The organism is Herbaspirillum sp. SJZ107, assembly GCF_006715485.1.
GTDB lineage: Bacteria > Pseudomonadota > Gammaproteobacteria > Burkholderiales > Burkholderiaceae_D > Telluria.
On record NZ_VFNH01000002.1, the window covers coordinates 1575728 to 1587092 of the forward strand.

Genomic DNA, 11365 nt, shown 5'->3' on the forward strand with positions numbered 1-11365 from the left:
CCGTCCGGGCGCCGTCTTCAGCTGCAGGTGGCGGCGCTGGCCGCGGCGCCGAGTGCGATCACGGGCGCCGACTGCGGTGTCCGGCTCTGGGTATACACGAGGTAGCACTGGTCCGCCGCCGCGCTGCCGGCCAGGTCCTTGGGTACGATGACCAGCGTACCGGCATCTCCGGCGTGCACGGTGTAGCCTGGTGCCAGGCCGGCCGCTTCTGCCAGTTTGGCGTCGGCGCCGGGGTAGCCGTTCACCATCGGCAGCGGCACGTCGCCATAGGTTTGCATGCTGCCGGCGCGGATCGCGAACTGGCCGTGCACGATTGCGGATACGCTCGACAGCGAACCCTGCGCGACCTGGAGCGACGCATAGCGCGCTTCACCGGCGAGCGCCGTCAGCCGCGGCACGGCGGTGGCGCCGACGACGCCGACGACACCGAGGACTGAAATGAGTTCGATCAGGGTAAAACCGGAGGGGCCGCGTTGCGGCCGGCGGGCGCTTGGCATCGGCAGGCTTTCACAGGAAATGATGGTTATCAATAAGATAACATCAAACCGTGTACGGCATTGCACGATTGGCCAACATTACAACGTCAAATATTTACCTTAAGAAAAAAGGTGCCGGCGCATTTGACTGTGCCGGCACCCTTGCTGTGCGGTCGATATATTGCTTCGACCGGTCCGCTATTTACTCAATGATTCATTTGGCGGCGCGACGCTTCTTCATCGACGCCATCAGGCCCAGGCCGCCGAGCAGCATGGCAATGCTGGCCGGCTCGGGCACTTCGCCAGGCGCCGGATCGGTACCCGGGCCAGGACCGGGACCGGCGTCGAGGTTGGTCACGGTCAGGGTGTAGCGGCCCGTGCCGCCGTATTCCGTCAGGGCGAAGCTGCCGAGGCTGAAGGTCGGCGCGTCTTCGGAGCCGCTGTACAGCTGCGGCCCATCGCTCAACATCAGCTCGAGGTCGCCATAGTAGTCATAGATTTCCAGGCCGCCGCCGAGGTCGGCGTTATAGAACGTCAGGTCAGCGTAATCGATAGCCGATCCCGGGAAGTTGCCTTCGACGTCATAAAGAATGAACCCGGCGCCGACTGCGCCGTCATCCGGCGTCACCGTGGAATTCAGCTGCCAGCTGGCGGTGTAGTCGCCGGTCAGATTGAACTGGTACAAGGCCGCATTCGCGACGCCTGCCGAAAACAGCGCAGCAACGAGAACTGCTTTTTTGAAGCTTTTCATCAAATTCAGCGACATTGTAAAACCCCTTGTGGATGGATGAGCACCACGGGTATGCAATTGTCGTGCCTGAATTGCAATATTTACTTAGGTCATTGATTTCTTTTAGAAAATTAATAAAGTTCAATTTTGCATGACCGAGGGATGTAAAATTCATCGACAAGACATAAAACAATGCTGTCCAAAACCGTCTCAGGCCCGCGCGCCCGAGCCATATAACTGTTCGAATTCCGGCAACGGTACGGGCCGCCCCAGCAAATAGCCCTGCAGCGCATCGCAGCCGCAATCGACCATGAAGTCGCGCTGGTCTTCGTGTTCCACGCCTTCGGCCACCACCTCCAGCTTGAGCTTGCGCGCCAGCGCCACGATCGCCTCGACGATGGTGGCGCTGTTGGCGCCGGCGTCGCGCACGAAGCTGCGGTCGATCTTCAGCGAGGCCAGCGGGAAGCGCATCAGGTAGGCCAGCGACGAGGTGCCGTTGCCGAAGTCGTCCAGAGAAAAGCAGATGCCCTGCGCGCGCAGCGCCTGCATGCGCTCGATCAGTTCCTGCATGTTTTCCGCGAACACGCTCTCGGTCAGCTCCAGGCACAGCCGGTCGGCGCTGGCGCCGCTGGCGGCCAGCAATGCTTCCACGCTGGCCGCGAAACCGGGGTCGCGCAGCTGGCGCACGCTGATGTTGACCGACAGCTTGACCCGGCCGAGCAGCGGGTCGCCCGACCAGCGCGCCAGCGCGCGGCAGCTTTCCTCGAGCATCTGCTGTCCCAGTGGAATGATCAGGCCGCTGGCTTCGGCCTGGCCGATGAATTCGTGCGGCGACACCAGGCCGTGCTCGCCGTGCTGCCAGCGCGCCAGCGCCTCGGCGCCGATCAGGCGGCCTTCGGTATCGAATTGCGGCTGGCAGTACAGCACGAACTCGCGCTGCGCCAGGCCGTCGCGCAGCGCCTTGTCGAGGGCCGCCTGGCGCTCGGCGGCGGCCTGCATGCTGGGGTCGAAGAAGCGCGCGGTGTTGCGGCCGTCGGCCTTGGCGCGGTACATGGCGAGGTCGGCCTGGCGCAGCAGCTGATCGATGCCGCCCGCGCTGCCGTCGAACAGGGTAATGCCGATGCTGGGCGTGCGCGGACTCGGACTGCCGGGCAGGTCGTAGGGCTGGCCCAGCAGCGCCAGGATCTTGCGCGCGACGTGGTCGGCGTGCGGCGTTGCCTCCGCGGTGCCGGCGCCGAGGTTTTCCAGCACCACCACGAACTCGTCGCCGCCCAGGCGCGCCAGCTGGTCGCTGTCGCGCAGTGCCTGGCGCAGGCGTTCGGCCACCTGGCGCAGCAGCATGTCGCCGACGTCGTGGCCCATGGTGTCGTTGAGCAGCTTGAAGTTGTCGAGATCGATGAAGAGCAGGGCGCCGTACTGGCCGGAGCGGCTGTGGCGCGCCAGCGTCTTGTCGAGTTCCTCGATCAGGAAGCGGCGGTTCGGCAGGCCGGTGAGCGGATCGAAATACGCGAGTTCGTAGATGCGGCGCTCGGACTGCTTGCGCTCGGTGAGGTCGGTGTTGGTGCCGGACATGCGCAGCGCCTTACCGGCGGCGTCGCGCAGCACCACCCCGCGCGTCAGCACGTGCACGTAATGGCCGTCGCTGTGGCGCAGGCGCAGTTCGATGCTGTAGGCACTGCGCCCGCCGACCAGCAGGTCGGCCATGAAGGCGGTGACGTGGGGCAGGTCCTGCGGGTGCAGCAGGCGGCGCCAGGTGGCGCGGTCGAGCCGCAATTCGCCGGCGCGGTAGCCGAGCATTTCCCACCAGCGCTCTGAATAATAGGTTTCGCCGCTGACCAGGTCCCAGTCCCAGGGCGCGTCGCTGGAGCCTTCGAGCATCAGGCGCAGCCTTTCCTCGGATTTCAGCAGGCGCTGCTGGGCTTCCTTCAGCTCGGTGCAATCGGTGAAGCAGACCACGGCGCCGCGCAGCTTGCCGTCGTCGTCGGTCTCGGGATAGGCGTTGCAGATCATCCAGCAGGGCGTACGCTGGCCGGGACCGGAACCAGGGCCAGTCCGGGGCGGCAGGCCGACCACCCTGCCGGTGACCTTGTTCCCGGTGCGCAGTACCTGGTGGACCGGATATTCCTCGGGTGCCATCGGCATGCAGTTTTCGTCGGTCAGATGCCAGCCGGCGCTGTCGGCGCACATGCCGATCAGCTCGTCCTCGCTGCGTCCCAGCAGCTTGCCGGCCAGGTGGTTGGCCATGACGATGCAACCGTCGATGTCGTGCACCGTGACGCCGGACGGGAAGTGCTCGAGCACGTCATCGAGGCGCCGCCTGAGGTCGTCCGGCAGAGGAGGCGCCTTGCTTTCTCGCTGGAATTGTAGTCGCATACGCAGGGTCCGCTTTTTGAACATACTAGCAGTTACCTGTCGAAGCGGGCGCAAGCAAGCCGTGCGCGGATATGCTTAACGGATGAGACCGCCGTAGCGTGGCCGCGGGCGAAGGTTCAGGCGGGCTGGTCGAGGTAGCGGCGCAGGCGCGCCAGCAGTTCCAGCGGCTGGAAAGGCTTGATGATGAAGTCGTTGGCGCCGGCGTCGAGGGCGCGCACGGTGTCCTGCTCGCCGTTCTTGGCGGTCAGCATCAGCACCGGCACGGTTTCCCAGCCCTCGCGCGCGCGGATCAGGCCCAGCACTTCGAAACCGTCGACGAAGGGCAGCATTACGTCGAGCAGGATCAGGTCGGGTACCGGGCCGGAGACGATATGCTGGACCGCGGCGCGGCCGTCGCCGGCGTAGATCACGCGGTAACCCTGGCGCTCGAGCATGAAGGTAAGGACCTGGGCGATGTGGACGTCGTCCTCGACCACGAGGACGGTGGGTTTGGCGTTCATGATTTTGGGAACGAAAAATTGCTTTGAGGATTGATTATCACACGCAATTTAACGTTTCGCCCGCAACCATGCGAATTTGTGGCGTGCATGTGACGGTTGCCGACACATTCTCGGTCCATCGCACGCACGCTTATCGTTCAGTTACAGCCGCTTACATTTAGCTGGCCATCAACGCGGCAGGTCGAACAGCAGCACTTCGGCGTTATCGGCCTGGGCCAGTTCGACACGTGCCTCGTCGCTCAGCTTCAGCGCGTCGCCACCCTTCAGGGCCACGCCGTTGACGCTGACCTGGCCGCGCACCACGTGCACATAGCCGAGGCGGCCGCCAGCCAGCGTGTGCTCGACGCGGTCGTCGCCGTTCAGGACGGTGGCGTACAGCGACGCATCCTGGTGGATCAGCACCGAGCCTTCGCGGCCGTCGCCGGAAGCGATCACGCGCAGCTTGCCCTGCTTCTCGCCCAGCGGAATGTTCTTTTCCTCGTAGCTCGGCGCGATGCCTTTCACGTTCGGCTGGATCCAGATCTGCAGGAAATGCACCTGTTCGGTCTTGGAACCGTTGAACTCGCTGTGGCGCACGCCGTTGCCGGCGCTCATGCGCTGGACGTCGCCGTAGTGCAGCACCGAGCCGGTGCCCATGCTGTCCTTGTGCTCGAGCGCGCCATCCAGCACGTAGGAAATGATTTCCATGTCGCGGTGGCCGTGGGTGCCGAAGCCGGCGCCGGGCGCGACGCGGTCTTCGTTGATCACCAGCAGCGGACCGAAGCCGCTGTGGCGCGGATCGTAGTAGTCGGCGAAGGAAAAGCTGTGTTTCGATTGCAGCCAGCCGTGATGGGCGGCACCGCGTTCTTCACTTTTGCGAACTTCCAGCATGATCTGCTCCTTTGTCTGTTTATCCGGTTGTGGATGTTTTCGAATGCATGGATGCCAGTATAGGCGCGCCGGGCGGGCTTGAAAAACGAGTTGTTTTGCGTCCTATCATCGAAAAAATCGAATGCCAGGACGCGTGTCAGCGACGCAGTGGATCGAGCAGCCCGCGCAAGGCGTTATGGTCGAGTTCGTACATGAGTTCGAGCAGTTCTCCCAGTTCGCCCTTCGGAAAACCCTCGCGCGCGAACCAGCCCAGGTAGTGGCCGGGCAGGTCGGCGATCTTGCGGCCTTCATATTTACCGAAGGGCATCTCGCGGGTCAGCAGCAGGGTCAGGTGTTCGGGCTTCATGGCAGATGGATGGCAGATTCGGTTGGAAGGCGTGACTTTAGCAAATCGCCCAGGCGCGGTAGCATGGGCGCGGGAGGCACGCTGTCATGGATACCGATTTCAATCTCGAACGTTTCGTCGACGCCCAGGCCGGCGTCTACGACCAGGCCCTGGCGGAACTGCGCGCGGGCCGCAAGCGCAGCCACTGGATGTGGTTCATCTTTCCCCAGATCGCCGGGCTGGGGCAGAGCGACATGGCGCGCAGGTACGCGATCGCCTCGAGCGACGAAGCCGCTGCCTATCTCGCCCATCCGGTGCTGGGGCCGCGCCTGCGCACCTGCGCCGCGGCCGTCGCCGCGCACGACGACCGCCCGGCCGATGCCATCTTCGACTATCCCGACAACCTGAAATTCCACTCGTCGATGACGCTGTTCGCCGACGTGGCGCCGGACGAAGCCGTGTTCCAGACCTGCCTCGACCGCTTCTTCGACGGCGCCGGCGACCCGGCTACGCTCGAGCGGATCTGATCAAGTATCGGCGGACTGCGCGGCGACCTGAGTGGCCGCCTGGGCACTTGCCTGGGCGGTCATCTGCGCCACCCGCCGCGCCAGCGCGTCGAGCTGGAAGGGCTTGACCATCAGGCCGGTGCCTGGGTCGAAACTGCCGCGTTCGACCAGGCGCGCCTCGGCGTAGCCGGTGATGAACAGCACCTTCAGGCCGGGACGGGCCAGGCGCGCCGCCTCGGCCAGCTGGCGACCGTTCATGCCGCCGGCCAGGCCAATGTCGGTGACCATCAGGTCGACCGGCGCGCCGGTGCCGAGCAGGCGCAGGGCGGTGGCGGCATCGCCCGCCTGCACCACGCGATGGCCCTGCTGCGCCAGGGCTTCGGCCATCAGGCCGCGCAGCGGCGCCTCGTCGTCCACCAGCAGGATGCGGACCGCGGCCACGGCCAGGCGTTCTTCGGCGACGCCTGCGGGCGCCGCCGGCGCGGCCTGCGCCGCCTGCGCCACCCCCAGGTGGCGCGGCAGCAGCACGTGCATGGTGGTACCGCAGCCAGGCGCCGACTCGGCGCTCACATGCCCGCCCGACTGGCGCACGAAACCGTAGATCATCGACAGCCCGAGGCCGGTGCCCTGGCCGATCGGCTTGGTGGTATAGAAGGGATCGAAGGCCTTGGCCAGTACCTCGGGCGCCATGCCGGTGCCGGTATCGGACACGCTCACCAGCACATAGTCGCCCGCCGGCAGCTCGCTGCGCGCGGCTTGCGCGGCATCGAGCACGCTATTGGCCAGCGCGATGCGCAGGCGGCCGCCGTCGGGCATGGCGTCGCGCGCATTGATGCACAGGTTCAGCAGAGCGTTCTCGAGCTGGTTGGGGTCGACCAGGGTCGGCCACAGCCCGGGTTCGCTTTCCACCTCGAGCGCGATGGCGGGACCGATGGTACGCCGCACCAGGTCGAGCATGCCGTCGACCAGGCCGGCCGGGTCGAGCGGGCGGGCGTCGAGCGGCTGGCGCCGCGAAAACGCCAGCAGGCGGTGGGTCAGGGCGGCGGCACGCCGCACCGCGCCCTGTGCAATGCCGACGAAGCGGTCGAGGTCGTCCAGCTTGTTGCTGCGCACGCGCAGCGCCAGCAGCTCCAGGCTGCCGCCGATGCTGGCCAGCAGGTTGTTGAAATCATGGGCCAGGCCACCGGTGAGCTGGCCCACGGCTTCCATCTTGAGGCTCTGGCGCAGTTTTTCCTCGGTGTCGAGGAGGGCGGCCGCATGTTCGCGCTCGAGCGTGACGTCGCGTCCGACCGCCACCACCAGGTCGTCGCTGCGGCTGGCATTCCAGGCGATCCAGCGATAGCTGCCGTCGCGGTGGCGGTAGCGGTTCTGGAAGTTCGGCGCCAGCCGGCCGTCGTCGTCCAGGACGGCCAGTCCCTCCAGCGTCGGCGTCACGTCGTCAGGGTGGATCAGGTCGAACAGGTTGGCGCCGACCAGCTCCTGTTCTTCCCAGCCCAGGATCGTGCGCCAGGCCGGATTGACCGCCGCGATCGGACCTTCGGCGCGCGCCACCAGCATGATGTCGCCGGACAGCCGCCACATGCGGTCGCGCTCGGCGGCGCTGTCCTCGGCCAGCTGCTCGAGTTGCAGGTTGAGGGCGTGCAGCGCCTTGGCGGCATCGATGCGCGCCATCTCGGCCCAGGTGCGGTCGGCCACGCCGCGCACGAACGCGATCTCGTCGGCGGACCAGGCGCGCGGGCGGTCCTGCTGCGCCAGGAACACGCCGACCGCGCCGCTGGCATCCAGCACCGGCACATTCAGCAGCGCGCGTACCGCCAGCGTCTGGAACACGTCCCAGTGGGCGGCGGTGCGCGGGTCGGTGCCGACGTCGGCGATCGCGACGACTTCGCCGCGCCGGAGGTCGGCGTAATAGCTGCCGTAGTGGCGGAACGGATGTACGCCGACCATCGACGGCACCGCGGGCCCGGCGCGCCAGTCGCGCACCACCCGGGTCGTGGCGGCCACGGCATTGATGCGCCCGAAGCCGGCCTGGGTCACCCCGAGCGTCGCGCCGACCACCTCGCTGGCGATGGCGGCGGCTTCGTCGGCATTGTTGACCATGCGCAGGCGGTCGCCCAGCCCCAGCAGGGCGGCCTGGCGCAGTTCGCGCTGCTTGCGCGCGGTGATGTCGACGGCGGTGCCGAACCATTCGCGGATGGTGCCGTCCAGGGCCAGCAGCGGGACGGCGCGCGACAGCATCCAGCCGGACGTGCCGTCGGGCAGGCGCACCCGGTGCTCGTGCTCGAACACGCCACGGGTGCGGATCGCCTGCGTCACCGCCGGCTGGTCGTCCGGATCGATGAGGTCGCCGAGCCAGGTGCCGGACGCGGCCGCCGTATTGGCCGCGGTATCGCCCGGCGCGCCGTGTCCCGGCAGCCGGCGCATTTCGCTCCAGTCGGCGTTCATGCGATAGACCACGCTGGAGCCGGCATAGGTGTGGAAGCGTTCGTTGTTGAGCAGCAGCGCGTTGGTGGCTTTCACGTCGGCGCTGACGTCGACGGCGGTCTTGACGATGCCGCGCACCTCGCCATCGGCCCATGCCGGACTGTAGCTGAGGTCGACCCAGATCTCTTCGGGCACGCCGCTGCGCTCGACGACCAGGCGCTTGTGGCTGAAAATCCGGGTCTCGCCGCGCAGCACGTCCGGATACACCGAGCCGATGAAATCCTGCAGCTCGGGCCAGGTCGGCCGGTGCGGCTGTCCCAGCGCGTGCGGATGGCGCGCGCCGCAGATCGCGGCGTAGCCGTCGTTGTACACCTGGATCAGATCCGGTCCCCACAGCACCGCCATCGGCAACGGCGAATGGACGACCAGGTCGACCAGCGTGCGCAGCGCCGCCGGCCAGCTTTCCAGTGGTCCGAGCGGGGTGGCGGCCCAGTCATGGGCGCGAATGAGCGCGCCGAGCGCGCCGCCGCCGACGGGCCAGACAGTATAGGGAGGGGGAAGTTCCGACATGAACCGAAGGATCGAAAAAACGAAACAGGGAGCAACATATATTGTAGCCGAACTGAGGAATTTGACGAAAAATTTCGGCGCAATTTGCCTGCCGGCCACGCCAGGCTGTCCCATCCGCGCATGATTCCTCGTTTGCTGCGCCGAGCCCGGCCGCCATGTTGCGTATAATCCGCGCATAGCTTGTCCATCAATCATTACACAACAACATCATGGCTTCATCTTCCGAAAACATCAGCATGGCGGTGTTCTGCGACTTCGAGAACGTCGCGCTCGGCGTGCGCGATGCGAACTACGAGAAATTCGACATCAAGCTCGTCCTCGAACGCCTGCTTCTCAAGGGCAGCATCGTGGTCAAGAAAGCCTATTGCGACTGGGACCGCTACAAGAGCTTCAAGGGCACCATGCACGAAGCGAACTTCGAACTGATCGAGATCCCGCACGTGCGCCAGTCCGGCAAGAACTCGGCCGACATCCGCATGGTGGTGGACGCGCTCGACCTGTGCTACACCAAGGCCCACGTCGACACCTTCGTCATCGTCAGCGGCGATTCCGACTTTTCGCCGCTGGTCTCCAAGCTGCGCGAAAACGCCAAGCGCGTGATCGGCGTCGGCGTCAAGCAGTCGACCTCGGACCTGCTGGTCGCCAACTGCGACGAATTCATCTTTTATGACGACCTGGTGCGCGAAGTGCGCCGCGCCGCCGCCAAGCGCGACGAGCGCAAGGCCCAGCCGCAGGCGCAGGCGCCGCAGCAGGGCCGCCGTCCTTCCGACGAAAGCAACCGCAAGAAGGAAGAGATGGAGGCGCGCAAGCTGCAGGCGCTGGAAATGGTGGTCGAGACCTTCGACGCGCTGGTCTCGGAACGCGGCGACACCGGCAAGATCTGGGCCTCGCTGCTGAAGGACACCCTGAAGCGCCGCCGTCCGGACTTCTCGGAAACCTATTTCGGCTTCCGCACCTTCGGCAACCTGCTCGAGGAAGCGCAGACGCGCGGCCTGTTCGAATTCGGCCGCGACGAAAAATCCGGCACTTATGTATACCGCAGCGCCGCCAGCCAGCCGGCCGAGACGCTGGCCGGGGCCGACGCCGAGCAGGCCGAGCTGACCGTGCCGGAAGCGGCCGATGGCGCGCTCAATGGCATCGGTAGCGGCAGCGGCGGCGAGCTGCCGCTGGAGCAGGCGGTGGCCGAGGCGCCGGCGGCGTCGAATGGCGCCGCATCCGGCGGCCGCGAGCCGCGCCGCCGCGGTGGCCGTGGCCGCAAGGGTGGCCGCGAGCAGCAGCCGGTCCAGCAGGCGGGCGAGGACGCCGCGGCCGTGCCGGCGGCGGGCGACGACAGCGCTTTCGCCAGCTGGCCGGCGCCGACGCCGGACCTGGCGGAAGCGCCGCCGGTCGAACTGTCGCCGATCGCCGCGCTGGCTGATGCCGCCTCGGCCGCCAGCGCCGCCGCCGTGACGACGGCAGTTGACGCTGACGCTGACGCTGACGCTGCGCCGGCCGCTGCCACTGCAGCCGACGTCGTTGCCGACGCTGCCGCCGAAGCCGCCACGCCGGCCGAGCCGGCGCCGCCGGTGAAGGAACGCCGCCGCACGCCGCGCAAGCCGGCTGCGCGCAAGGCCGCCGCTGCGCCGGTAGAAGACGCTGCGCCATCGATGGAAAGCGCGGCAGAAACCCCGGCCGAAGCACCAGCCGCCGCCGTGGCGGCGCCGGACGATGCCGCGGTGGCGCTGGATGCCGCTGCGGCGGTCGAGGCGGCGGGTACGGCGACGGCAGAGGACATCGCAGCCGAGGGCGAGGACGCCCAGGGCGACAAGCCGGCCCGCAACAAGCCGACCCGTGCGCCGCACAAGGCACCGTCGCGCAAGGCGCCGCCACGGGCACGGCGTCCGGCCAAGCCGAAGACGCCGGCCGAGGGCTGAGGCATATGAACGTCGTTCCCGGCATTGCCGGAAACGACTCCCTGCCTTCGCAGGGACGACGGGGTGAAGGTTCCGTAGCGTCCTGCACCCGCGCGCCAGCCCCGCGCACACGTATGCCATAATGACAACGACGAAACACGCCCGCTCCCGGCGCCCTCGGTGTGCAACTTCCAAGGACCCATCATGCGTACGTTCACCGGACTGCTCCCCAGTGTCGCCATGCTGTTCGCGGCCGCCATCGCCCATGCCCAGCCGGCCCGGGTCCAGGCGGCGCCGTCCGCTTCCCATCCGCTGCTCGGCATCTGGACCCTGAGCATTCCCCAGCTGTCCTGTTCCGAGACCTACCACTTCCGCGGCGACGGCACGATGCTGGTCAAGAGCAAGGAAGAGGTGTCGGAAAGCGAATTCACGATCACCGAAAAGCCGAGCACCAAGGGTTTCTACAAACTCGAAGACAAGATCGTCAAGGACAACGGCAAGCAGGACTGTTCGGGCGAGATCACCGAGGTTGGCTCGCGCGTCACCAATTACGTGCGCTTCCATCCGTCCGGCGCGCGCTTCGTGATGTGCGAAGACGAGACCATGGCAACCTGCATCGGACCGTTCGAGCGGGCGCCGGCCCAGGGTATCTGACACCGGCCCGGCCGGCGCCGGCCACCCGGTGCCCGGCATCTTCTA

The 11365-nt window shown here is 66.8% G+C and carries 10 protein-coding genes; 3 read left to right on the forward strand and 7 right to left on the reverse strand.

The genetic code is table 11. The features are described 5' to 3' along the window. Nucleotides 1–17: 17 nt before the first annotated feature. The 6 genes from FBX97_RS16850 to FBX97_RS16875 all read right to left on the reverse strand — a co-directional run bounded on the left by FBX97_RS16850 (nucleotide 18) and on the right by FBX97_RS16875 (nucleotide 5295). The gene (locus tag FBX97_RS16850) at nucleotides 18–497 is read right to left on the reverse strand and encodes a prepilin-type N-terminal cleavage/methylation domain-containing protein (protein ID WP_141833568.1); all 480 of its coding nucleotides are present in this window, start codon (nucleotides 495–497) and stop codon (nucleotides 18–20) included. Nucleotides 498–690: 193 nt separating this feature from the next. Beyond that, nucleotides 691–1227 (reverse strand): PEP-CTERM sorting domain-containing protein, encoded by a 537-nt coding sequence (locus FBX97_RS16855; protein WP_185748614.1) that lies wholly within the window; start codon nucleotides 1225–1227, stop codon nucleotides 691–693. A 189-nt stretch (nucleotides 1228–1416) separates the two neighbouring features. After that, complete coding sequence (locus FBX97_RS16860) at nucleotides 1417–3579, reverse strand: GGDEF and EAL domain-containing protein (RefSeq protein ID WP_141833574.1); 2163 nt, start codon at nucleotides 3577–3579, stop codon at nucleotides 1417–1419. 116 nt (nucleotides 3580–3695) lie between these two features. Beyond that, nucleotides 3696–4079 carry a response regulator transcription factor gene (locus FBX97_RS16865; RefSeq protein WP_141833577.1) on the reverse strand — a complete coding sequence of 128 codons (384 nt, stop codon included), beginning with the start codon at nucleotides 4077–4079 and terminating at the stop codon, nucleotides 3696–3698. Nucleotides 4080–4247: 168 nt separating this feature from the next. Next, nucleotides 4248–4949, reverse strand: coding sequence for a pirin family protein (locus FBX97_RS16870; protein ID WP_141833580.1), 702 nt, complete (start codon nucleotides 4947–4949; stop codon nucleotides 4248–4250). A 136-nt stretch (nucleotides 4950–5085) separates the two neighbouring features. Continuing rightward, nucleotides 5086–5295 (reverse strand): DUF3820 family protein, encoded by a 210-nt coding sequence (locus FBX97_RS16875; protein ID WP_141833583.1) that lies wholly within the window; start codon nucleotides 5293–5295, stop codon nucleotides 5086–5088. Between the two features lie 86 nt (nucleotides 5296–5381). Between FBX97_RS16875 and FBX97_RS16880 the strand changes: the two genes are divergently transcribed. Beyond that, nucleotides 5382–5801 carry a DUF1810 domain-containing protein gene (locus tag FBX97_RS16880; protein WP_141833586.1) on the forward strand — a complete coding sequence of 140 codons (420 nt, stop codon included), beginning with the start codon at nucleotides 5382–5384 and terminating at the stop codon, nucleotides 5799–5801. Here the strand turns inward: FBX97_RS16880 and FBX97_RS16885 are convergent, their stop codons facing one another. After that, nucleotides 5802–8774, reverse strand: a complete 2973-nt coding sequence (locus FBX97_RS16885; protein WP_185748615.1) for a PAS domain S-box protein — start codon at nucleotides 8772–8774, stop codon at nucleotides 5802–5804. Nucleotides 8775–8983: 209 nt separating this feature from the next. On the opposite strand from FBX97_RS16885, the gene FBX97_RS16890 reads away from it, so the two are divergent. Then, nucleotides 8984–10687, forward strand: coding sequence for an NYN domain-containing protein (locus FBX97_RS16890; protein ID WP_141833592.1), 1704 nt, complete (start codon nucleotides 8984–8986; stop codon nucleotides 10685–10687). Nucleotides 10688–10870: 183 nt separating this feature from the next. Further along, the gene (locus FBX97_RS16895) at nucleotides 10871–11320 is read left to right on the forward strand and encodes a hypothetical protein (RefSeq protein ID WP_255517497.1); all 450 of its coding nucleotides are present in this window, start codon (nucleotides 10871–10873) and stop codon (nucleotides 11318–11320) included. Nucleotides 11321–11365: the final 45 nt, after the last annotated feature.